23 protein-coding genes and 1 pseudogene are annotated in these 21,374 nt (G+C 40.6%); 10 read left to right on the plus strand and 14 right to left on the minus strand.

Going from position 1 to position 21,374, the window contains the following annotated elements; genetic code table 11:
• Positions 1-87 precede the first annotated feature (87 nt).
• The 7 genes from ACLOAU_RS01600 to ACLOAU_RS01630 form a co-directional block, all read right to left on the minus strand.
• Positions 88-282, minus strand: a complete 195-nt coding sequence (locus ACLOAU_RS01600; RefSeq protein ID WP_427860076.1) for a cold-shock protein — start codon at positions 280-282, stop codon at positions 88-90.
• 18 nt (positions 283-300) lie between these two features.
• Positions 301-1,470, minus strand: a complete 1,170-nt coding sequence (locus ACLOAU_RS01605) for a DEAD/DEAH box helicase (RefSeq protein WP_427860077.1) — start codon at positions 1,468-1,470, stop codon at positions 301-303.
• 66 nt (positions 1,471-1,536) lie between these two features.
• Positions 1,537-2,484, minus strand: a complete 948-nt coding sequence (locus ACLOAU_RS01610; RefSeq protein ID WP_427860078.1) for a fatty acid desaturase family protein — start codon at positions 2,482-2,484, stop codon at positions 1,537-1,539.
• A 580-nt stretch (positions 2,485-3,064) separates the two neighbouring features.
• Complete coding sequence (locus ACLOAU_RS01615; RefSeq protein ID WP_427860079.1) at positions 3,065-3,355, minus strand: hypothetical protein; 291 nt, start codon at positions 3,353-3,355, stop codon at positions 3,065-3,067.
• Positions 3,316-3,525, minus strand: coding sequence for an LGFP repeat-containing protein (locus ACLOAU_RS01620; protein WP_427862669.1), 210 nt, complete (start codon positions 3,523-3,525; stop codon positions 3,316-3,318). The genes ACLOAU_RS01615 and ACLOAU_RS01620 overlap by 40 nt, the downstream gene beginning before the upstream one ends.
• A gap of 436 nt (positions 3,526-3,961) precedes the next feature.
• On the minus strand, positions 3,962-5,002 hold the full coding sequence (locus tag ACLOAU_RS01625; RefSeq protein ID WP_427860080.1) for an amidohydrolase family protein: 1,041 nt from the start codon (positions 5,000-5,002) through the stop codon (positions 3,962-3,964).
• Between the two features lie 105 nt (positions 5,003-5,107).
• A complete protein-coding gene (locus ACLOAU_RS01630; protein ID WP_427860081.1) occupies positions 5,108-7,873 on the minus strand; it encodes an ATP-binding protein in 2,766 nt (921 codons plus the stop codon).
• A 586-nt stretch (positions 7,874-8,459) separates the two neighbouring features.
• Between ACLOAU_RS01630 and ACLOAU_RS01635 the strand changes: the two are divergent.
• Positions 8,460-8,663: pseudogene (locus ACLOAU_RS01635) on the plus strand (transposase); the annotation flags it as partial.
• A 170-nt stretch (positions 8,664-8,833) separates the two neighbouring features.
• On the opposite strand, the gene ACLOAU_RS01640 reads toward ACLOAU_RS01635, so the two are convergent.
• From ACLOAU_RS01640 to ACLOAU_RS01660, 5 genes are all read right to left on the minus strand, one after another.
• Positions 8,834-9,091 carry a helix-turn-helix domain-containing protein gene (locus ACLOAU_RS01640; protein ID WP_427860082.1) on the minus strand — a complete coding sequence of 86 codons (258 nt, stop codon included), beginning with the start codon at positions 9,089-9,091 and terminating at the stop codon, positions 8,834-8,836.
• An 893-nt stretch (positions 9,092-9,984) separates the two neighbouring features.
• A complete protein-coding gene (locus tag ACLOAU_RS01645) occupies positions 9,985-10,620 on the minus strand; it encodes a DUF6266 family protein (protein ID WP_427860083.1) in 636 nt (211 codons plus the stop codon).
• Between the two features lie 84 nt (positions 10,621-10,704).
• The gene (locus ACLOAU_RS01650; protein ID WP_427860084.1) at positions 10,705-10,887 is read right to left on the minus strand and encodes a hypothetical protein; all 183 of its coding nucleotides are present in this window, start codon (positions 10,885-10,887) and stop codon (positions 10,705-10,707) included.
• A 200-nt stretch (positions 10,888-11,087) separates the two neighbouring features.
• On the minus strand, positions 11,088-11,717 hold the full coding sequence (locus tag ACLOAU_RS01655) for an RloB family protein (protein ID WP_427860085.1): 630 nt from the start codon (positions 11,715-11,717) through the stop codon (positions 11,088-11,090).
• Positions 11,710-13,011, minus strand: coding sequence for an AAA family ATPase (locus tag ACLOAU_RS01660; RefSeq protein ID WP_427860086.1), 1,302 nt, complete (start codon positions 13,009-13,011; stop codon positions 11,710-11,712). The genes ACLOAU_RS01655 and ACLOAU_RS01660 overlap by 8 nt, the downstream gene beginning before the upstream one ends.
• A gap of 653 nt (positions 13,012-13,664) precedes the next feature.
• Between ACLOAU_RS01660 and ACLOAU_RS01665 the strand changes: the two genes are divergently transcribed.
• From ACLOAU_RS01665 to ACLOAU_RS01685, 5 genes are all read left to right on the plus strand, one after another.
• The gene (locus tag ACLOAU_RS01665) at positions 13,665-13,898 is read left to right on the plus strand and encodes a DUF2188 domain-containing protein (RefSeq protein ID WP_427860087.1); all 234 of its coding nucleotides are present in this window, start codon (positions 13,665-13,667) and stop codon (positions 13,896-13,898) included.
• 320 nt (positions 13,899-14,218) lie between these two features.
• Positions 14,219-14,926 (plus strand): toll/interleukin-1 receptor domain-containing protein, encoded by a 708-nt coding sequence (locus ACLOAU_RS01670; protein WP_427860088.1) that lies wholly within the window; start codon positions 14,219-14,221, stop codon positions 14,924-14,926.
• Positions 14,927-14,940: 14 nt separating this feature from the next.
• Positions 14,941-15,216 carry a hypothetical protein gene (locus ACLOAU_RS01675; protein WP_427860089.1) on the plus strand — a complete coding sequence of 92 codons (276 nt, stop codon included), beginning with the start codon at positions 14,941-14,943 and terminating at the stop codon, positions 15,214-15,216.
• A gap of 1 nt (position 15,217) precedes the next feature.
• Positions 15,218-15,664, plus strand: coding sequence for a COG1361 family protein (locus tag ACLOAU_RS01680; RefSeq protein WP_427860090.1), 447 nt, complete (start codon positions 15,218-15,220; stop codon positions 15,662-15,664).
• Between the two features lie 125 nt (positions 15,665-15,789).
• Entirely contained in the window at positions 15,790-16,230 is a 441-nt protein-coding gene (locus ACLOAU_RS01685; RefSeq protein WP_427860091.1) for a hypothetical protein, read from the plus strand.
• 42 nt (positions 16,231-16,272) lie between these two features.
• Here ACLOAU_RS01685 and ACLOAU_RS01690 read toward each other — a convergent pair whose 3' ends face one another.
• Both ACLOAU_RS01690 and ACLOAU_RS01695 read right to left on the minus strand, forming a co-directional pair.
• Positions 16,273-17,061: a Fic family protein gene (locus ACLOAU_RS01690; protein ID WP_427860092.1), complete on the minus strand. Its 789-nt coding sequence runs from the start codon at positions 17,059-17,061 to the stop codon at positions 16,273-16,275.
• 55 nt (positions 17,062-17,116) lie between these two features.
• Complete coding sequence (locus tag ACLOAU_RS01695) at positions 17,117-17,437, minus strand: helix-turn-helix transcriptional regulator (protein ID WP_427860093.1); 321 nt, start codon at positions 17,435-17,437, stop codon at positions 17,117-17,119.
• A gap of 402 nt (positions 17,438-17,839) precedes the next feature.
• On the opposite strand from ACLOAU_RS01695, the gene ACLOAU_RS01700 reads away from it, so the two are divergent.
• The 4 genes from ACLOAU_RS01700 (at position 17,840) to ACLOAU_RS01715 (ending at position 21,365) form a co-directional block, all read left to right on the plus strand.
• Positions 17,840-18,292, plus strand: a complete 453-nt coding sequence (locus ACLOAU_RS01700) for a hypothetical protein (RefSeq protein ID WP_427860094.1) — start codon at positions 17,840-17,842, stop codon at positions 18,290-18,292.
• Positions 18,289-19,134, plus strand: a complete 846-nt coding sequence (locus ACLOAU_RS01705) for a HEPN domain-containing protein (protein WP_427860095.1) — start codon at positions 18,289-18,291, stop codon at positions 19,132-19,134. Before ACLOAU_RS01700 ends, ACLOAU_RS01705 begins: the two co-directional genes overlap by 4 nt.
• Positions 19,135-19,297: 163 nt before the next feature.
• A complete protein-coding gene (locus ACLOAU_RS01710) occupies positions 19,298-20,686 on the plus strand; it encodes a hypothetical protein (RefSeq protein ID WP_427860096.1) in 1,389 nt (462 codons plus the stop codon).
• A gap of 58 nt (positions 20,687-20,744) precedes the next feature.
• Positions 20,745-21,365, plus strand: coding sequence for a hypothetical protein (locus ACLOAU_RS01715; protein ID WP_427860097.1), 621 nt, complete (start codon positions 20,745-20,747; stop codon positions 21,363-21,365).
• Positions 21,366-21,374 lie beyond the last annotated feature (9 nt).

A 21,374-nucleotide genomic window follows, 5' to 3' on the forward strand; every position in this document is an offset into this window, starting at 1 on the left:
TCATTTACCTGGTAGCAAAGCACTATAATACTTGCAGGTAATCTTGCAAATATTATAGCTGAGCGCTGAGCTCCTTAGCAGGTATTTTTATCTCACTTGCTTTACTTCAATGGCTTCCAGTCCTCTTGATGTATCGCGTGTACTATAGGTTACCTGGTCGCTGGCGTCAATTTGATGTATAAGCCCGCTTTTATGTACAAAAATATCTTTACCGCCTTCAAGTGGTGTAATAAAGCCAAATCCTTTTTCGTCGTTGAAAAATTTTACTGTTCCCTGTTTCATAATTGTCTATTTTAAGTATTAATTAATAAATGTATAAGCTATTCCTTTTTTACCGGCTCTTCCGGTACGGCCAATCCTGTGAATATAAGCTTCCATAGTTTGTGGTAGCTGGTAATTGATTACGTGGGTAACATTCTGTACATCCAAACCTCTTGAAGCAACATCAGTGGCAATCAATACGCGCGTGTGGCCGGTTTTAAATTGCTGAATGGCTTTTGTACGGTAATGCTGCGATTTATCGCCATGGATCACATCTGATCTCACCCCCCTTCGGGCCAGTTGCTTATTGAGATTATCTACCGTTCGTTTGGTTTCTGCAAAAAGCATCACCTTCTCAAAGCTGTCACCGCTCAACAGGTTAAACAATACTTCCATTTTGTCTTCGTTAGGGGCCACTTTAAGAACGTTTTGCTCTACACTGCTGCTGGCGCTTTTGCCGCTACTCACGTTTATCGTAAGTGGGTTTTGAACCATCTGGCGGATCAGTGCTTGCTGGGATGCATTCATAGTGGCTGAAAACAGCAGGGTTTGCCTGCGCGCACGGGTGAGGGATGCAATAGTTTTTACATCGTTGATGAAACCCATATCAAGCATACGGTCAAACTCATCCAATATCAGCACCTCTATTGCGTTCAGGTGCAGCGCCTTCCTGTTTACCAGGTCCAGCAATCGGCCTGGTGTAGCAATAATCAAATGATTTCGTGCGTCGGCACGGGCCACATCGGCGTTCACGCTTGTGCCGCCAATAAAACAAGCCGCACGAAATTTCATGCCTGTCGTCAGCGCCTTAAATTCTTCAGCAACCTGCTGGGCCAATTCTCTCGTTGGTACTACTACCAAGCCTGTACTATTTTTGTTGTGTAATAATTGTTCAATAAAAGGTATCAGAAAAGCTCCTGTTTTGCCTGTGCCGGTAGCCGCAATACCAATTATGTTGGCACCTTCAAGAAGGGCCGGTATGGCGCGCTGCTGTATCTCTGTTGGATATTTGTAGCCTTTTTTTTGTATATTTTGCTTTAACAGTTCATGAACCGGCATATCTGAAAAAGGTAATGCCGCTTCAAAACTTACCGGTTGCTGCGTTGCAGGCTGTACCTGCAATAAAGCCGGGTCTATCGTTTTTATATTCTTTTTACCAGCTGTACCCGGTTGCTTATTGTTGTTTTTATTTTTTGTAATGTATTTCATTAGTTTATTTTTATGATTGATAAAGCATCAGCTTATCAAACTGTTTTGAGATGGTATAAAAGGTCTTTAAGGCATTGTACCTAACTGCCGTAACATCAGGCTATGGCTTTTTATTGCAGAAAAAAATGTAGAATAGCTGTAATAAGGTATACCAAATTCTTCTGTGGTTTTCTTAACAATTGGTGCCAGGTGCCTGTAGTGTACATGAGATATGTGCGGGAATAAATGATGTTCAATCTGGAAATTCAGGCCGCCAATCAGCCAGGAAAATAACTTGCTTCGCGGGGCAAAATTGCAGGTAGTAGTTAGTTGATGCACCAGCCGCTCATGTTCCAGTTTACCCGCATTGTCTGGCAGCGGATAAGACGTGTCAGGCATTACATGGGCTGTTTGAAATACGATGGATATACAAAAGCCTGTTACAAAATGCATACTTAAAAAAGCCAGCATCACCATCCACGGGGCAAATGAAGTAAGCAACAGCGGTAATACCAGAACGTAAGAGAAATAAATAAGTTTCCAGAAGATGATCCTTAACAAAAGCCTCCTATATTCAGCTTTTCCTTTAACCAGCCCCAATTTCCTGTAACGGTTAAGCCTTATAAAATCTTTGGAGGTTATCCACGACACTGTAGATAAGCCGTAAAATAGCCAAACATAATAATGTTGAAACGGGTGCAGGCGGTTTCTTTTGGCATGAGGTGAAAAGCGCAGGAAGAAGGGAGCGTTAATATCGTCATCGTGCTCGTCAATATTAGTGAAGCTGTGATGTAGCACATTATGCTGTAATTTCCATACTTCATCGCTGGCTCCAATCAGGTTCATGGTATAACCCATCCATTTATTAAGCCTTTTGCTTTTAGAGTACGAGCCATGCAGCGCATCGTGCATAATACCCATACCTATGCCAGCCATTCCCAACCCGCTAAGTATAAATAGGGCAAACAATTGCCATGTATGTACAATACCGCCAAAGCAAATAATGCCCAGGGGCACAAAGTACAGCGATAGCATGAAAATTGTCTTAAATATCAGGGCCCGGTTGCCGTACCGGTTTTTGCCTTTAGTTGTTAAATAGGCTGCAACACGGTCTTTCAGCGTGGTAGAAAAATCAGCGGCTTCTGATTTTTTAAATGATAACTTTTTTATAAAAGAAGATTTGATAAATAATAATAAGTTCGAACAGGGGTAGGCCTATCCGTATTTTCTAATAAAGCAGCAACTTATTACAAGGGAGGAAGTACTAGGAGAAGATCTGCTTTAAAGCAGGATCAATACTAATTGCAATTTGCAACGAACTTTGAAAGAGTGTTCTGTTACTTTCTTAACAGTATGTAAAGATAGACAAATAAAGTCACAATACCGAAAAGAGTTTATCGTGGCCATTCAACAGGCACAATCATAGGCGGTGGCTCCTAAGGTAAATACCTCTTAATGGCCATTCATAGGTTAGCTCTTTATTTATTGTTACCGGGCAGTGCTTTGTTTTTATCGGGCACCGTAATTATAAAAGCCATACAGGCCAAAAGGCAGTAACAACATTTAATTTTTTATGCAACTAAAATATCCGGTATGGGATATCTCTGCATCATGCTCATTTAAGTATTTTTAAATAGGCTTCAAACGGGCCCACTTCGCTTTTGTACTGTTGGGCCATTATTCTTGAAATTTGAGTAAGGTGGCTTAGGTCGTGTGTAACCCAGGTAGCAATAAGCTGTTGCAAATTCACTTCAAAAATTTTAGGGTGAAATGCTGTTTTTGTAAAATCATCCTGTTGAAGATTGAAATTTTTTAATGCTGCAACACTCTCTTCCCTAAGCATTTTAAAATCATGAAGCAATGTTTCTAACGAATTGTTTTTTGCAAGCTCAAAATGGGTGGCCATATCAATAGGCTCCAGGTTTTTATTGGCATCATTCGATAAAATGCAGGATATCCATATACACTTTTTTCATATCCCTGAACGGCCCAATAATCTAAGATCCTACCGCCGATAAGGACAGCAGGTTTCCCGGGCCGCCAATAGATAGCCTTAGCATTGGCTTTATCTTCGATGCTAAAAAATTATATCGCCCTACGCCATCCGGGCAGCTAGCTTCGTTGGCTGTTGGGGTTCCGACATGGCCTTCTTCACCTGCCTAGCTGCTTCCATAATTTATATATCTCGCCATAAATAGCTACCGCTCGTTTTGTCCACTCTCAAGTTGTATAAAAACGTGTCCATTTGTATATTTTGCACCCGTAACAGTATACAACTTGCTATTGAGTTTACTATTTGTAGTATTAAGCCGCTTGGTGTAACTTACAAACGTTCCTAATGCTTTTATTTGTTTTGCCTTCAGCTGTACTAAAGCTTCCGGCGATACTGCCGCGATTACGTGACTTTGCACAGGCGTGGTATTAGTCATTACAGAATATTGACAAAATCCAGAACTAACATGAAAAGTAAATAACAAAGTACTTGCACTAAGAATTGCCGACGATAATATTTTCATAATGCTCTTTCCTTAAGTTTTTTGAATGGATAACGATGCAAAAACATTTCTTCGGAAGTAAGTCGTAAGAATTTTGCAGCGTTGTTGTAAAGGATGTCTCGTTTCTGTGGTTCAGTTAGGAACGGAGCGCTCATTATGCTTTCGATACCCACTCTAATTGTCTGAGGCCAGATCATTTGATCAGAGCCGAAACAAATTCTTTTACCAAATCCTGCGTCAATCATTCTTTGTAAGTAAGCATAGAATTCTTTTTTCGGGAATCCATAGCAAATAATCCCCAGGTCTACATACACCTGCGGGTGTGCATATAAAACAGCCAGCATATCGTCAATCATAGGCCAGCCGGCATGCGCAACAATGATCCTTAGTTTGGGATGTTTGATCAACGCTTCCTCCAATACCAAAGCGCTATGATGTCTGGCCCGGTATTTTCCTGCTCCCGCGTAGGCAATACCTGGAGGGCCTGGGCCAACATGCACACTGATTGGAACATCCATTTGTTCTGCCAGTGTAAGGTAAGGTTCCATGATACTATCTGATAAGGTTATTCCGTCATATTGGCCGGTTATCTCACCTAATACCTTAAGGCTATCAGAGCTGAACCATTTCCGGAGTTGTTCCGGAGAAATCTCCATAGTCGGTGAAAACATGATTCCCGGAAGGATGCGGTCTGGAGCCGCCTGTCGCCATTTTTGTACAACCTGAAATGGACCGCTGGCGACCCCATACACATTGTATTGCTGCATTACCTTGAGCGTTTCATGAAGCAGGGAGTCGTCTGTTGTTGCAGAAAGAAAATGCTGGCCGCCGCAAAAAAGGTTTTTCGTTAGAGTGTTCACATAGTACTCTTGTCCGCTTTGTTTGGCATCACGAACAGACCAGTGTTCGAAAGGAGCGCACATGCCAATTGGTGGTGGACCATCAAAATCAGCGGGCAATGCATGTAAATGCATGTCAATTACTGGCAGCACTTTATTTTGGGCCAGCAGGTTACCTGTAATAATCATGCAGGTAAGGGATAGTAAAAAACTTTTCATGTTTTGAGTCTTATTGATGAGGAATTATATCCTCAGCAAAGGACCCATATCTCACCTGAAACCGCCTTTGAATATGTTGCAAATCCCTTTGAAAACGTCTTTTCTTTACAAGTCTTTTCCCACTTCACCGGGTGAAAAGCCAAAATGTCGCAGAAAGCTGGTAGAAAAGTTGGCCGGGTTGCCGAACCCCACCATATAGGACACCTGAGAGACATTGCCGGCGTTATTCCTAAGTAGTTCAAAAGCTTTTTCCATCCGGAGCCTTCGGATCAGGTCACCCGGGGTCTCGCCGGTAAGCATTTTCAGCTTACGGTGAAGTTGCGCCCGGCTCAAGCCTACCTTTACGGCCAGCATATCGATGCCAAATTGCTCTGCATCCATATGCTCCTCAATTATTTTCCCAAGGTTGATAATAAACTCTTTTTCGACCGAAGGGAGTATGTCGGAGCGCGTATTCCAGTTACTGGCCGAACTATACTTCTCGCGAACCAGGCTCCTGTTAAAAAGCAGGCTCCGTATCAGGGCTAACAGTTCGGAACTTTGAAAGGGTTTGGAAATATAAGCATCTGCTCCGGTTTGTAAACCTTCCACTTTGCTCTCCCTATCTACACGTGCAGTCAACATAATGATGGGAATATGGCTAGTCCGGTGGTCCTCTTTTAGTTTTTTACAAACCGAAAACCCGTCTGCCTCAGGCATCATCAAATCTGTTATGATGAGATCGGGAATATGGGTCATTGCTTTTTGAATGCCTTCATTTCCGTCTTCCGCTCCAATCGTTTTAAAATTTCCGGTAAGAGATTCCCGCATAAAATGCAATAGCTCCCGGTGATCTTCAATTACAAGGATCAGCGGCTGCTCATCCAGGGGATTGAAAACAGGAGGCAATTCAATAGCAGCAGGAACCGGAACCTCCATTACTTCGCTGCCTTCTATTTCCATAGACTCCATATCAGACAACGGTAAAACTACCTTTACGGTAGTACCCTCATACTCCCGACTAACAACGGAGATTTGTCCATCCAGGAGGTTTACCAATTCTTTCGTTAACGCCAAACCGATTCCTACGCCACCTTGAAAACGGGTATCTGAACTTTCTGCCTGGTAAAACCTGTCAAATATATAGGGCAATCTGGTGTCTGCAATTCCCCTGCCATTATCAGTAACTGTCAGAACTAAATGACTTCCCCCTTTGCTTTGAAGATCAAGGCTTACCATTCCACCCGCATCTGTAAACTTCACAGCATTACCAATAATATTTAAAATGATTTTTTCCAGTTTCTGATGGTCAATGTTCATACCTTGTTTCTCTACATTTGAAGAGAACCCTAGGCCTACCTGCTTTTGACCGGCTACTGACTCGAAAGAATACAGTAGTATTCTTGAAAAAGAAACGATATCGATATACGCTTCGTTGATCTTCACTCTGCCGGCCTCCAGTTTTCCTAACTCCAGCAATTCGTCAATCAACTGCAAGAGCTGCTGGCTATTACGTTTAATACTTTCTATTTTTTGAACCAGAAAAGCATCACGGTACTGATTCCCTAGTTGATCGGTTGTGCCCAATATTAAAGTGAGTGGTGTTCTGAACTCGTGTGTAATGTTAATAAAGAACCTGCTCTTAAGGGCATCCATTTCGCGGAGCCGGTCGGCTTGCTCCTGTACCTGTGCTGTTTTTTGAGCTACCGTCCTTTCTAATATACCTGCCTGTGCCTCTATCAGCTCCCTTTTTTCAATTTCCTTTGCGATAGCCTGGCTTGCAAGCGCTTTGTTAGTGCCGGCAAAATCAAGCGCCAGGTAGAGCGAGTAACAAAAAGGAAGGCCTAAAATTCCTATACACATTGCGAGGGTACGGTGGGTTTCATCTGACCAATTATGCAGTAGGTTGGAACCGGCAAAAAGATAAGCTATAAAAACAGTTAGCATTCCCAATCCGACCAGCCAGACATGAGGTTTTCCGGCCTTGTACGCCTGATATACCTGCCAGAGACCATCGATCATTAGTAGCAGGGAGAAAGCTATATATGCATAAAAAACAAATGAGGAAACAAACAACAAAACAGCAAGTATAAAAAATGAAGTCACTATACCATAAACTATTACCCTCTTGCTTTTTTTGATGGGAAAATGCAATGAATACAGTAGTATCCAGGCAGCATACACCCAGAGAATATTTGAAACCCAATGAATATGCATTGCATTGTTTCTAACTAGGGGGCTATCGGTTTGGTCCATCAAATAAACTGTGATGCCCCCACAAACCAGTATCAATAGAAAAATAGAGTAATACAGGTTCAGTATCTGTCTGGGGTAGAAAAGAAAAAGAAATAAATGCAGCAAGCCCAATGCAATCAACACCGCAATGCTCATGAGCATGTATCCATATAACCGTTGATGCTCTGCAATTCCCTCAGCAAGCTGCGCATGATCTCCTAGGGTCAACTCAAATCCCTGGAACCACGGTGCAGCAGGTTTGAAATTAGCATAGCGGATGGCAATCAAATGTCTACCGGCTTTAGAAAAAAAAAATGGGATCAACTGGTAAGGTTTTCTTTTGGCGATGGTACTTCCAGCATCATTTCCTATTACACCAATAATCGATTTTAATAGACCATCCACATATATCTCCGAGGTGCCTTGGTGGTTGATCCTCAGAGCAAGCGTTTGATTTACCACATTGCTGTCAATATCAATCCAAAGACGAAACCATCCCTTGCCACTCCAACTTTTTATTGGGTGGGTATTTCCAAAAACCGGTAACACTTTCTCCCAGTTATTGTCATGTAATTGCAATGCAGACCAACCCGGATTATCGCCTGGATGAAAACGCCATTGGAGTTCTGATAGGTTAACCTCATTCAGGCCTCTCATTGAATCAGCCTTGATTAAGGGTGACGCAGTGGCTATCAGTCCTGACCAAATAGCAATTATGGTTATATAAATGCTTCGCACAAATGAATATACAAAATTTAGGATATTAAAAGCCAGCAATGACAGGCTGGGATTAGCAGATGGAATACCTTGTCAAGGAGGTACTATTTAATGGTACATACCGTTGACGCAATTTTGAGCAAGGATTCTTTAATTCGAAAAGTTGTATTTCAGATAGGCAAAAATCGAATAGAATCTGAAAATTTAACGTCGGGGACCATTAATGCATTTCAAGGTTAGGCCGATGATAGTGGTTTTCCTGTTAGCAGTATAGATACACAAAAACATAAGATTAATGGTGATGTCTATTTCTCCTTTTGCATTCAAGAAATTTATTATCATATTGACCTCCTCGCTAAAAACTGTAGCAATTAAAAGTAGAAAATTGGAGCAATATTGATAACTTAAAAAATGAAATATTGCGCATGAAAAAGGCAAAATTTACGAAGGCGCAGATTGTGTTTTCGATCCGCCGGTTGGAATAGGGCGTTAGGGGGAATGAGAACTTTCGAAAGATGGGGTTCCGGAGGCCACTTTGAACAACTGGAAGAAAAAGTATGTAGGATTGGGCGTGTCAGAACTTCGAGAGTTAAGAATGCTAAAAGAAGAAAATACGCGTTTAAAACAAATGATAGCTGATCTGAGTCTTGACAGGCAAATTCTACAGGATGTAATAAAAAAAAGCTCTGAAGCCTGCGTTGTAAAGTGCAGTAATTTTTGTAAAATTTAGTTCTTAAAAGTAGATCAAAAGTAGACCTCAAAAGGACTGTAGCTGATTTTTATTGGATTATGGGCAGATAACTTATTCCGTCCGGGCCGCAAAAGAGTTTACGCCTTGGTTGCGTGTTTTCACCAACCAACCGCGGTGCCTTCCTGTCTTCGTGGCTCCTTCTTCCACAACTACGCCCGCTTTGGCGGCAGCACCTCATGTTGCGCCAGCAGTTGCCGTATCACCATACCCCGTATATAAAATATTTGCCTGCCTACTCTAACATACGGTATATGCATTTCTGTGCGTAGCCGGTAAAGGGTGCTTTTAGAAATATGCAGCATACGCATCATTGCCTTATTGTTTACCAGCTCAAAGGCGTCAGATGCTTCATACTTTTTTTGCAGCAGCTCTAATTGGTGTACAGACAGGTTTACTTTGGTTGCCATGTTGGATGTTTTGAATGGTTATACAAAAAGTTGTGTTAACAATGTTGTCAGTCTGAGCTTGACGAAGACTCAGTTCCGGTAGGATAGTTATAGGGTAGTGGGTACTGTTTGTTTATTAAACTGTTTCGCCGGTAGCAATATTGCACTTTATATTGGCAAAAGCATGTTCATCAAATAATCAGCAGGCACACCCTGTTCCCGTTTGGTTCATCATGATTAGCCGGTCATAGATCAGCAAACGAAAACAGTACTATGAATGTACAAACTTTAAATTATAATAAAAAGCTAATGTTCAATGGTTTGTTGTTAACATCCGCATAGGTACAGCAAAATTTGATGGGCACCCATTACCCCTATATTATTGGGGAGGCCACCCTGGCCCAACGTCTTTGCTCCGGAGGAGCAACCTGTTTATAGCTCCATAATGTTTACAAATATTTCGCGTGCCGTAGGTACGCAACTATCATTTGTCACCCAATAAAAACGAAGTGCTGCTTAAAGCGAAAATATGAATGGCAACCATTATCCGTATATGATGTTAGCAGGCCACCCTGACCCAACGTCTTTGCTCCGGAGGAGCAACCTGTTTATAGCCCCATAATGTTTATAAATATTTCGCGTGCCGTAGGTACGCAATCATCACCTCCTCAATTTTATTGGGTTTCTACCATGCAATACATCTTCCTGTGGCTTTTAAACAGGTAGCCGCTCCGCGGCATACATGTTAATTCCATACCACATTTTTATAAACAGGTAATGCCTGCAGCATTATATTACCGCAGGGTGTAATTTCATTTTTATTACCGTCATTAGCTTGTAAAACGAATTAGGTATACAGCAAAATGCCGGGGGCTTACACAGCACCCCGGCATCAGTTCTTTTTTTAAAAAGAATCAGGTAAGTGTTACAGAGCCCAGGTATTTAGAGTTACAGGCCATAGTGCCGTCTTTATCGGTAAAGGCGGCCCATACATGCGCTTCTTCGCCCGCGTACAGGGGCAGCAGGGTTACGGTGGCGGCGCCAGCCTGGCGCAATGCCACATTGGTAAAAAGCTGGCCGTCCCTGCGCATGGGCAGGTACACAAAAACCGAGCACAGGTCTCTTTCATTACTGCTGGCAGGCGGCGCATTATTCGTCCAGGTAACCGTAACCGCCTGTGCTGCCCCGGCACTAACACTGCCGGGAATCATTTCCAGCAGGCTACCCTTCGAAATAGCCACCTGTTTGTAGTTAATGGTTACATCGCTGCCCGCAAGCTGAATGCTTTCCATAACATTGGCCTGTGCCTGGTTATAGGGCGTTACCAGCCCTTTGCGCTTGCCAAAGTACAGGCGTGCAAACGATTTGTACAAGCCTAAAAAAGCCACTGCAAAACGAAACAGCTCGCGGTGGGCATTTTGCTGGTCGGTGGAGCTGCTGCGCGTGGTGGGCCTGGCGCGGCTTACTTCCACACCATGCACGTTGGCAATAACTACGCGCCCTGTACGGCCCGATGTGCCGCTTAAAATAGAATTAGTCACTCTTCCCATAACTATAATTTTTAAAAATGAATAAATAAATATTTGCTGGTATAAAATTGGGGTATTATTCAGCCGGTTTATTTTTTTGATCCCTTATAATCCCTTGTGATCCCTTATGATCTCTTCTGACCCCTTCTGATCCTTCCTGATCCCTTCTGATCTCAAAACGCATATTTTCTGTATCCTTTCTGTATCCTGGCTGTATCCTTTCTGTATCCTGGCTGTATCCTGGCTGTATCCTTCGTGTATCGTTGCTGTATCGGTCGGGGGGAGCATGCGGTATGCCGTAATTGGGCAAAGAAATTTCTTTTATCGGCCGGAAAGACCTGGTACCGGTTGGGGAAACCAAACCAATGGGTATAAGTGAATTTTAGTTATTGGAAAATATCCGGGCAATCTTAAAAGCAGCCTGCCAACTGTTGGTTACGCATTATGGCAGTTCTGAAAGTAGTACTTATCAAAAAAGGCAGTAACTACTATTCGCTTTTGATTTCATCTAAATGTCTAATCAGCTGGTCAAAGCTGGTATAGGCCTGCAGACTGACTAATGGCACGCCGTTGTTGATATCCGGTTGATTTTGCTGATGAAGCCATGCTGCATTTTCAAGAGCGGTATTGATGGCGCTTTTTATCAGCGAGTAAAAATTCATGGTTTTGGCATAATTAGGCAGGTAATCTTTTTCAATCACCTTTTTAATTTGCTCGCAATTGTTATACAGTTTGCGGGATCGCTCAAAGTGTAGTAAAATCCAATATTCAAAACATACCAGTGAAAAAGCCACATTAATAACCGGCTCAGATGTATGGGCTTCATGTATGGTTTGAGGAATATGGGCGTGTTGATCCCTGTCAAAAACAATCCATACACTTTTGTAGGGATAGTGATCTTTCTTTGCCTCTTTCAATTTTTTCCGGGCCTCTTTTAAAAGCCCTAATGGCGAAAAATCTTTTGGCTGATAAATTTCAATTTCTACCCGGCTTAACCGCCGGCGGTTAGCATCTTCATTTTTATACCCGCTTAAATATACCTTTTCCGATTCGCCTTCGCAAAGTACCAACACCCTTTCGGGCAGGCTGATGGATCTGGAAAGGCGGTATTTAGTCATTCGGAGCTATATTAAAATCCAGTTCGTATTCATTTATACTAGGAGTTGCTCCAAATATTCCTTTGAGATAGTATTTTTCATAAGACAGTTCTTTACGAACGCCTTTAAGGTCTGCTAAAGAATAATAGTTGGACGCGCCTGCCTCATTTTTATCGCAAAAAGTAATCTGATCCCTGCGAAAAATTTCGTTAGTTAATAAAGATACGTCGTGCGATGCAAAAATGAGCTGTGCATTTTTGGGGTTTGTCTTTTTGTTGTTGAATAATTTGATCAACGCCCTCGTAAGTAACGGGTGTAGGCTTTTATCCAGTTCGTCAATCACCAAAACATCCCCATCTTTAAGCGCTTCTATGATCATGCCTCCGGTTGCTAATAATTTTTTGGTACCGGTAGATTCTTCATTTATTCTAAATTCAGTTTCTCCAACTAAAACGCCCTCTTTATACAGCTTATGTCTTGTTTTAACCTGGTATTTCAGTTCTGCCAGAATCTTTTTCTTCGTTTCTAAATCAATAGAGTCTGGAAAACGAAAATCTTCCTCCTTGTTTTCCTTAATGGATACACCTTCTATACCCGTGTCAGCAACGTTTAGCAGTTTGTCAATACTGTTCCTTAAGTGGCTGTTTTCAGGTTGTGTCATCATATCCGTAAACACCTGTATTAACATCTCATCATAATCCGTATCATGTACAATATGGGTGCTTAAATGCCTGGTTAAATAAGTATACGGCTCTACAAGAGCATCAATTTTTTCGCTGCCTATTTTCGAAAGAAAGAGCTGGTTGGGATATAGCCCTTTTTCTACTTTCCTGTAATTCGAATCTATTGAATCTCCCACTTCTATTTTAGCATCTGCCTCCCGTAGAAACAGTTTTGCTTTCTTTCTACCCGGGTAGTAATACAAATGCTCACGTATAATTGCGTTATTATTAAATGATATAAGATAATTATAGCGTGTACCTTTCTTCCCGTAAAAATTAATTTCAAATTCTACAGGTTGGCTGCTTGTCTCCACATCAAGCTTGTATGGTTCGTAGGGCCCTACGGCATCACCTGTTTTAAAATCGGCAGATTCTATTACCAGGTATTTCAATGCCTGAAAAGCTTTTAATAAATTACTTTTACCCGATCCGTTACGTCCATAAATGATCATCGATTTTAGTATCTTAAAATCGTTATCCTTACCAGTGCAAATATTTTCCGGCAATTCCTTAACTGTTGCCACAGGCTGCATGGAAAAAATTTGTTTTTCTTTTATAGAGCGAAAATTGGTTACTGCAAAATCAATAAGCATAACTGTTTACTTTAATTGGATGCGCTAAGTATCGCATACCGGTTTTATAAATGGCCTTCCTGGCGCGGTTACGGGAATCCGTAATAATAGAACCATAAATACCATTAGCTTTATTAAGCCAGTGTGCATTTTATTAAGCCATTTTCAAAAAAGTGATTCTATTGTAATCACAAAATAAAGGGTTATTTAATTGCTTTTTGAGAAATATTTGCAAAAAGTGGATTTATATGTGACATTTACAGTGTCGTAACGTGAAATAATGACAGTGACAGTTTGCGTATATTTTTAGTTTATTTCACCAAAAAAGTTAGCAAATGCAGCAATTGCCTGCAATTTTGGCTGATAAGGGCAAAAGTTCAGATATGGAGCAGTTATTGAAAATGAATTTTTTATAAAAGTGAAAGCCCCCGGTGGTCAGACCAAAGGCTTTCAGGAAATGATGTTGTAGACAGTCATTTCAAAGAGTGATTTTTTCAATCAGGTCGCAAAAGTAGGGGGTTTGGAAAACATTTTCAAACCGGCTACTTAAGCGGCTAACCTAACAAAGGCAAATTTGTTGCCAGTCATCTCTTCTTTACACCGTCTGCCGGATATAACACCACTACTCCGATAACATATTGTGGCATTATTAACCCATTTAAATTTTAAAAGCAATGGGGAAAAGTCAGCATGTAACCAAGCATACCGGTGGTGGTTGGCAGGTTAAAGGCGCAGGCAACGGCAAAGCAACCGCTGTCACAAAAACACAAAAGCAGGCAATTGAAGTAGCAAAAGAAATTGCTAAGAATCAAAAGTCTGAGGTAGTTATTCATGGTACTGACGGTAAGATCAGGGACAAAGACTCTTATGGGAATGATCCTAATCCGCCGAAGGATACAAAAAACTAATCGGAGGGTTGCGCCTCATTTATGGGACGCAATCCTTCTTATTGAAAAACTATTATAACTTTTAATACTATTTAAATGATACCATATAGAAATTTAAACAGAGATTCTGGTGTTGCTGCTTATGAAGCGGGAACAGATTATATACTTGTAATGTTTAACACAGGTAGAGCGTACCGGTACAGCCATCGGTATGCTGGAAGCAACCATGTAAGTAATATGAAGAGGTTGGCTGCTGCTGGAAGCGGTCTTAATTCTTACATCAATAGGTATGTAAAGTTTTCGTATGATAAATAAAACTTCTTTAATTAAAAAAATTAAATATGGCAAGATGCACAGCACCAGTAAATGGTCATCGAACAGCAAGTGCGGCAGCAAACTGCCCTGCATGTAGTAGTCGCTACAGTCGTGGCTACAACTCGTATTATTCGCCCTCTTCTACTTATTACTCACCTTCAAATAGTTCAGTAAGCCGTAGCAGTATTAGCGGACAGCCTAGAACTAGAGCGCGATGGTCTTCAGCAGGCTCTACTGTTTTATATACACCTGCAGAAATTCGAACGCTTACACCCGTACGTGAAAACGTAGAAAAACGTTTGGGATTATTGGATCTGCGGGATGTTTTTCTTTGTCATGCCTGGGATGATCGTCAAGGTGCTGCCAAAGAGCTACATGATTTACTAGAATCAAAGGGGGTTTCAGTTTGGTTTAGCGAAAAAGATGTTTTGCTTGGTTCACCACTACTTCGCGAAATCGATAAGGGGTTGGCAAAATCCCGTGTTGGCATTGTGTTAGTTACTCCTTCTTTTCTTAAACGCATTAAGGGAGAAGGAATCGCAGACAAAGAGCTGTCTGCTCTCTTAGCTCGTGACTTACTTGTTCCTATTGTTCATAACACAACCTTTGAGGATTTACGCGAAGTAAGTCCTTTGCTTGGCTCTCGCAGTGGCTTAAGTACGATAGATGAATCAATGGCAGATGTTGTTGCTAAGTTAGCGGAATTGGTAACTCCACAGGCAATAATAAATTAATTAAAAAAGCAAAAATGAAGGATAATTATAGCAAATCAATTCAATTAAGATGTGTTACCTGTGGCGACACATCGAATTTCGATTACAACGAAGATAAAACATGGATAAAATGCAACAGGTGTAATAGAGAATATCCAGGGGGATACGATGAGTTAGTTCAGTTAAATGAAAATACCATCTCCGAAGAACTAGATTCCATGAAAAAAGAAGTAACCCGGGATCTAAAAAATGATCTTGATAAAATGCTAAAAGATGCTTTCAGGGGAAATAAAAATATTAAGTTTAAATAGTATGACAATTATACAGATTATACCTTTTGTTATTTCTGCCGTAGCCCTTTTGTTATCCCTGTATACATATTTCAGACATGACGCAAAAATTAAAAAACAAAATGCGTTGATAAATCAATTTCAGTTAGAAAGGTTTAAAAAAGAAACGGACTCTGAAAAGAAAGCAATAATTGAAGCTAATGTTGTAAAAAGTGAAAAAGGAAGGCGAATAATAAAAGTATATAATAAGGGAAAGGCGACAGCAAGAAATGTTATTGTAACATTCCCTGGTGAAACAAATTTAATTATTCCCGATTATCCGTCTTCGATAGATATTAGGCCGCAAAATTCGATTGAAATTATCGCTTTCGCTTATGAAGGTTCATCAGGAAATACGTTAAAAATAGATTTTGAATGGCAAGACGATTTTAGATTAGACAATAAAGACAGTCAAACACTTCAATTATAATACAATTGGGCTTATTAAAGACTCACCTATTGTGCTATCATTAGACTTTTTTTACTCAATTTGGCGTTAATTTTAGTCTGATAGTTTGCTCTTATTTGCCTAATAAATTGAATAAAATAAAATTAATGTCGGAAGCTATTATTCTCTTTTGCACGATCTTCGGAACATGGCTTGCTTATTTGACTTATAAATCAAGTACGGTTGACCCTTTGAAGGAAACAAAACAGTTGTTGACCGAGAAATTTGGACTGCTACAACGGATGAATTCTAAACTGCTTGAAGATTTAAACGATTATGGCAAAAGGAATAATTCTTTTGACGCTCAGTTTGTGCAGGGGTTAACCTTGAGTCAATGTATTCATATTTTGGAAAAGGTGAAAAATGAAATTCTGACAACAGAATTTTATGATAATATAAAATTGACAAATTCAAAAGCCAGACTTGACGATTTGATTAAGTGTGTGGAAATTCAAATTAATAGCCATTCTGAAGTACGCACTATGGTGGATTATTTTATTTTACAGCCAACGATTCCCAATGCAAATATGCCGCCGTCAAAATCGTAAATAATGTGACACAGTGTACACTACTTCCAAACGGTTTAGCATTCAATCCACCGGTTTATAGCATATCGCTTTAGGTAGCAGGGTTAAAAAAGGTAGTAGGGCATCCAGCTGCTCCTGCGTTTCATAGTAATCCCGGCCAATATTTAAACTGTTATAATAGGCCTGGCGGTTATCATAATAATACTTTTCGGTAGGTATGCCCCAAACCAAGGGGCCCAGGCATTCAGCTAAAAACCATTTCTCCAGCAACCGGGCAGCACGGCCATTGCCATCTGCAAACGGATGTATTTTGGCAAACATAAAATGTATATAAGCGGCATAGTAAAGCGTTTGCTTCAGGGTTAAATTTTCGCCCAAAAGGGTTTCAATATCCGCAAACAGTTTGTCCATTTCGGCCGGTACCTGCGCCGGTTCCAGGGCCAAATAAACCAGTCCCTGCCAGCCGCTTATACCCACCTGCGTTTTACGGTATTTACCTTTTTGTGCTTTGGTTAAATGGCTAAATGTTCCCGCTAGTATTTCATGGCATTTTAGCAACCCCTTTTGGCTGATGCTGTATCGTTTGGCATATTGGTATGCTTTTAATAGGTCCTCAATTTCTTTTACTTCTTTACTGTTTTTGTTATTAGCCTTACTTACCAAAAAGCTATTTAAATCCAGCGTGCTGCCCTCAATTTGTGAAGATGCCACTGCACCGGCCAGCATATAATGTTTAAAGTCCTGTACCGTAAAATCACTTTTGGCCAGGTCTTTAAAACATTTGCTAACAGATGCTTTTACCTGCTTTTCAAACGGCTTTGTTAAATTGGGCTGTAGTAGTTGTAATTCCATTTTTAGTTTCAATAGAAGCAGTCTGCTCAAAAATAGCAACACTATTCCAAACGCTTTATTTTCCCTTTCCCGTCCTTTTCCCCTTCTCGGCAATCACCGCCAGTTCCTTCAGCAGCTTTTTCTTTTCGTCACCCTCAATGTCTTTAGACGAGATAAAAAAGTCTTTCAGATCGCGGTTGATGGTAAGCGCAATGCGAAAGAATGTGGCAAGCGGTGGTTGTATGGTATTGGTGGCCCATTTAGAAACAGTTGCCGGTTCATATCCTAATGCTTCTGCAAGGTCCTTATTAGAGACGCGTTCTTCTTTTAAAACAGCAGCTAACCTGTTCATGACAAGATGAGCTGGTTTTCTTTTAGGCTTTATTGTTTTACTCATTGGGTAAATAAATTGTTCTTATGAAACACAATTTATAGAATTGTAATAAATTGATTTTTAATCAAAAGAGTTATTGGGGGAAATAAAATTGTTATTGTGTAACAATTGTGTTATATTGCATAACAATTTTGTAAAACTTTTTTTATGACATAAAAAATTAAACAATAACGTATATAAGCGTATTTGCTTTATTCCCGATTCTGAAATTACGACATATCATTGATCTCGGGAGGATAGGGTAAATCGCTCGCGTTTTCCTTATATTTAAGGTTCAGGCGTGGGCGTTCTTATTTGAGATCAGGGTGTCGTAACCCTCAGAATCATTAAGGACCAACCCACGTCTTTTTTATGCGCTGCCGGTTGGTCTGTGTGCATCTTCTTCACCTTTAAATGCTTCAAGCCATGCAAAAAACACCCAACCGAAAACAAAAACAGCGCAAGCCTAAGCCGGAGCTAAAATGGCAAACCGGCGCCTGGGATCGCCTTGCCCATTACCATTTCATTTTGCCCTATCCATTCCTGCTGCTCTGCCGCCTGATGGGCACAACGCCCAAACAAATGATCACCGATTTTATGGATAACCTGGGCTGCGGCAGTTGGAACCGCGAGGGTAGGGGCGCGGCCAAAGAGCACCTCATTAATTATTTTATTACACACGGCTACGGGCAGCAGCACTATACCGAAGCTGACATGCGCCAGCTTTTTAAAGAAATGGATGCCGTGGGCATGCTGTTTCCCGGCGAGGGCAATCGCAAAACAATAAACCGGTACACCCAATGGAGAGATCAACACCAAAACTGGTGGTTTAAAAAATGGTTCTGTAAACATCGGCATACTAAAAACAACCAGTTATGAAAGAACAAACCGTTGCTAACCCTACAGCGCTTTATCTCACCGAGGCAGATAAAGCCATAGCCACAAAGGTGGTGGACACCATTACCCCAATTACACAGGTGAACACCATCTTTGTTTTAGCCAAAAAACTAAATACCGCTCAAAATATATTTGCACCACCCGGCGCTGCCGCTGCGCATACCAGCGCTTTTTGGCTGCTGGTATTAATTAGCGGCGATGATAAGCGGCTTAAAATGTACCAGGAAGCAATGGAGCAACACTGCAGCCGCTACCATACCGTTAGCTGCATGGTAATGCAAACCAGCAGCTTTATACGTGAGTTGCATGAAAAGAATGCTTTTGCAGTAACCGTTGTATTAAACGCCCCGGTTATTTATAACACCCACCCGCAACCGGAACAGTGGAGTAAAGATGTGCTTGCAGAAAGCACTTCGCCAACGGGGCAAACCGGTTTTCAAAAATGCGTTACGTTGTTTAATGAGTATATGGCCGGGGCACAGCTCTTTACCGTTCGCAAACACTATAAGCTGGCGCTTTTTATGTACCACCAGGCTACAGAGTTGGTGTTAACAGCCTTTATTAAATCTCAAACGGGGTTACAGCTGCGTATTCATAATCTTCACCACCTCAACCAGTACCTCAGTTTTTTAACGCCACAGGTAGCAGCAGGCTTTGGCGGCATAACACAAAAAGAGAGGGATACATTCCGCTTACTTCAAAAATCGTATTGCGCCGCCCGGTATGAAGAAGGTTTTGAAGTGGGATTTAAAGAGTTGGAGATAGTGCGGGAAAAAGTATCTGCCTTAATAAGCTGGTTGCGTGCAGGTATTGAAGTTGTTTAAACTTTTTTGAAACACAGAAGTATATCGCTTTCCATAAACATTTGAATAAATAAAATATCTTTTTTAAATATATTTTATTTATTATATTCGTTGTGAAAAGAAAAACGCTGCAGCTAATCTTTTTAAGCCAAATTAATTAAAAACACTATTAGAATTAAAGTTTATGAAAAAACAACTGTTAGGAGCAACAGCTTTTTTAGCTATTCTATGCTCATGCCAAAAAAACATCAGTCCACCTCCTGCGGAGTTAAAAGTTGACCCAACGAAAGTAATGCGACTTCCTCAAACACAAGAAGAGAAAGAATTGGTAGCCAATTTGAATAAAATCACTGACGTTTTTAAAGAAATGTATAAAGATCAAAAGAACGTGAAGTTGGTTAGAGCTGTTTTAGCTTCGAGAACAGTAGGAGATAAAGCAGTTTACTTAAGGGATTTGCTCATAGAAAATAGCAGTCTCAAAGAAAACAAAGTATTAATGCAAAAATTAAACGAACAAAATTTGAGTTTAGAGCTTTTTGCAAAAAATATTAATGCTAAAATAGAAGGGACAAAAGATTTTCAGCTTGTTAGTTATGTAAACAAAATCAAGGGTGCCAATTCAGTAAAAACAGTTGTTCGATCTGCCGTCAAAAATACTTATGCTGTCGGGGAGCCTGAAGGACCGAGGGATTCTTTTGAACCTGAAGTTACTCTTTATGAACCGTACCCACCTGAGTCAGCAGAAGATATTGCTTACTATGGATCAGTAGCGCCAACATTGGTTACAGCAACTGCTGATGCTGATGAGGGTATTGGTTACAAGCCGGCGTATGACAACAATAATGTACTTCTTGGTTATGAAGAGGTTCTGGTTAACGATGCTTTTGCCGAAGAAAATCCGACGCTAATAATCGGTGTTAACGGCATAGAAGAAGAAGTTGTTAATAATTCAGGAACACCCATAGCTTACGAACCTGAACCGCCTGTGGTCGTACCCAATCTGCCAAGAAGAATTTTAAAAGTAGATATTGGTGACGTAAGATGTACAAAACAATATGATGCATTAATCAGCTTCACAGGGAATGGCGGCGGCTCCGAAATACGTTTTGTTAGAGCCGATGCTTATATGAAGATGCAAGACGGTCAAGTTGTTGCAGACAATTTCTTTACTCCCGTTCCTAATGATATTAGTAGAAAAGATATTAGGAAAGAAAATTGGAAAACATTTAATGCTGAATGGGATGGAGATTGGGAAACCGATAACTTACAAGAATTTATAGCAGTTTACGAAGAAGATAACAGAAATACGTCTGAAGTTGGTGGCAAACTCACTACGTCTTATTCCTCTGGATCAACAACTTCTGGTTCTTTTTCAGTCGGCACCGAGGGGAATTTTAAAATCACATATAAATCAGATGATCAGATTATCTTTCAGGGAAAACTGAATAGAGACGTATTTGAAGTTATGAATACTACGGATCAAGGACATGGAAAAAGAGGAGGTTGGGGCATTCGGAATGGAACCTCACCGGTTACATTTACTATGTGGCATAAAATATTTACAGGAAGTTAGTAATTGTTTTCAAACTTTTTTTATCATTAATCTGAATTTCTCAATCTAACTAGAAGTAATGAAAAATTTAAAGATGCTTTTGATATATGTAGCTTGTTTTTCATCAAAACTATGCATCTCTCAAAATGTGCAATTATCAGGGCTATATATAAGTTTTGGCACCGGAGATGTTTTGGGTTATGGTGTCGGTGCTGGAATGACAAAAGATTTGGTTAAAAAACCGAGATTGGGTTTGGGTCAGTTTTTAGTTGGAGGTGAAATGCTTTTTGAAACGGGTACTAAAGAACCCAAAATTGAAAATACAACTGCTACGGAAATAGCCTATCAAGAACCATTCTTTAGACATGTTTCAGGGAATACCTTGTGGGCAAAAGCAGTCTATCATCCGTTTCATAAGTTTTTAAAAGGATTTCATATTGGAATCGGCCCTACAGTAGGCTACTGGAAACGTTCCTCCGAAAAATCTGCCGGTTTAAGAAGTGCAGATGATCCTTCGTCGGTTCGTGAGTCCATTCTTGAGTTTGATAATGGTGTTACCGTAGGTTACAGGCTTTCTGGCGGTATCGACTTTCGTATATCTAAAAAAGTGTATGTAGGTGGCAGGATGGATTTCTCAAATAACCAAAAGGCTGAAATAAATTCTTCGCTAGGATTGAAACTTGGTTATCTCATGAATTAATTACTTTTC

The organism is Paraniabella aurantiaca (assembly GCF_050309965.1).
Classification (GTDB): Bacteria; Bacteroidota; Bacteroidia; order Chitinophagales; family Chitinophagaceae; genus Niabella.

Excerpts from the sequence above, each read along its gene's own strand:
- ACLOAU_RS01600 (WP_427860076.1), bottom strand. The coding sequence starts at position 282 with ATGAAACAGGGAACAGTAAAATTTTTCAACGACGAAAAAGGATTTGGC.
- ACLOAU_RS01605 (WP_427860077.1), bottom strand. The coding sequence starts at position 1,470 with ATGAAATACATTACAAAAAATAAAAACAACAATAAGCAACCGGGTACA.
- ACLOAU_RS01610 (WP_427860078.1), bottom strand. The coding sequence starts at position 2,484 with ATGCTATCGCTGTACTTTGTGCCCCTGGGCATTATTTGCTTTGGCGGT.
- ACLOAU_RS01615 (WP_427860079.1), bottom strand. The coding sequence starts at position 3,355 with ATGGCCACCCATTTTGAGCTTGCAAAAAACAATTCGTTAGAAACATTG.
- ACLOAU_RS01625 (WP_427860080.1), bottom strand. The coding sequence starts at position 5,002 with ATGAAAAGTTTTTTACTATCCCTTACCTGCATGATTATTACAGGTAAC.
- ACLOAU_RS01630 (WP_427860081.1), bottom strand. The coding sequence starts at position 7,873 with ATGAGAGGCCTGAATGAGGTTAACCTATCAGAACTCCAATGGCGTTTT.
- ACLOAU_RS01640 (WP_427860082.1), bottom strand. The coding sequence starts at position 9,091 with ATGGCAACCAAAGTAAACCTGTCTGTACACCAATTAGAGCTGCTGCAA.
- ACLOAU_RS01645 (WP_427860083.1), bottom strand. The coding sequence starts at position 10,620 with ATGGGAAGAGTGACTAATTCTATTTTAAGCGGCACATCGGGCCGTACA.
- ACLOAU_RS01650 (WP_427860084.1), bottom strand. The coding sequence starts at position 10,887 with ATGCTCCCCCCGACCGATACAGCAACGATACACGAAGGATACAGCCAG.
- ACLOAU_RS01655 (WP_427860085.1), bottom strand. The coding sequence starts at position 11,717 with ATGACTAAATACCGCCTTTCCAGATCCATCAGCCTGCCCGAAAGGGTG.
- ACLOAU_RS01660 (WP_427860086.1), bottom strand. The coding sequence starts at position 13,011 with ATGCTTATTGATTTTGCAGTAACCAATTTTCGCTCTATAAAAGAAAAA.
- ACLOAU_RS01665 (WP_427860087.1), top strand. The coding sequence starts at position 13,665 with ATGGGGAAAAGTCAGCATGTAACCAAGCATACCGGTGGTGGTTGGCAG.
- ACLOAU_RS01670 (WP_427860088.1), top strand. The coding sequence starts at position 14,219 with ATGGCAAGATGCACAGCACCAGTAAATGGTCATCGAACAGCAAGTGCG.
- ACLOAU_RS01675 (WP_427860089.1), top strand. The coding sequence starts at position 14,941 with ATGAAGGATAATTATAGCAAATCAATTCAATTAAGATGTGTTACCTGT.
- ACLOAU_RS01680 (WP_427860090.1), top strand. The coding sequence starts at position 15,218 with ATGACAATTATACAGATTATACCTTTTGTTATTTCTGCCGTAGCCCTT.
- ACLOAU_RS01685 (WP_427860091.1), top strand. The coding sequence starts at position 15,790 with ATGTCGGAAGCTATTATTCTCTTTTGCACGATCTTCGGAACATGGCTT.
- ACLOAU_RS01690 (WP_427860092.1), bottom strand. The coding sequence starts at position 17,061 with ATGGAATTACAACTACTACAGCCCAATTTAACAAAGCCGTTTGAAAAG.
- ACLOAU_RS01695 (WP_427860093.1), bottom strand. The coding sequence starts at position 17,437 with ATGAGTAAAACAATAAAGCCTAAAAGAAAACCAGCTCATCTTGTCATG.
- ACLOAU_RS01700 (WP_427860094.1), top strand. The coding sequence starts at position 17,840 with ATGCAAAAAACACCCAACCGAAAACAAAAACAGCGCAAGCCTAAGCCG.
- ACLOAU_RS01705 (WP_427860095.1), top strand. The coding sequence starts at position 18,289 with ATGAAAGAACAAACCGTTGCTAACCCTACAGCGCTTTATCTCACCGAG.
- ACLOAU_RS01710 (WP_427860096.1), top strand. The coding sequence starts at position 19,298 with ATGAAAAAACAACTGTTAGGAGCAACAGCTTTTTTAGCTATTCTATGC.
- ACLOAU_RS01715 (WP_427860097.1), top strand. The coding sequence starts at position 20,745 with ATGAAAAATTTAAAGATGCTTTTGATATATGTAGCTTGTTTTTCATCA.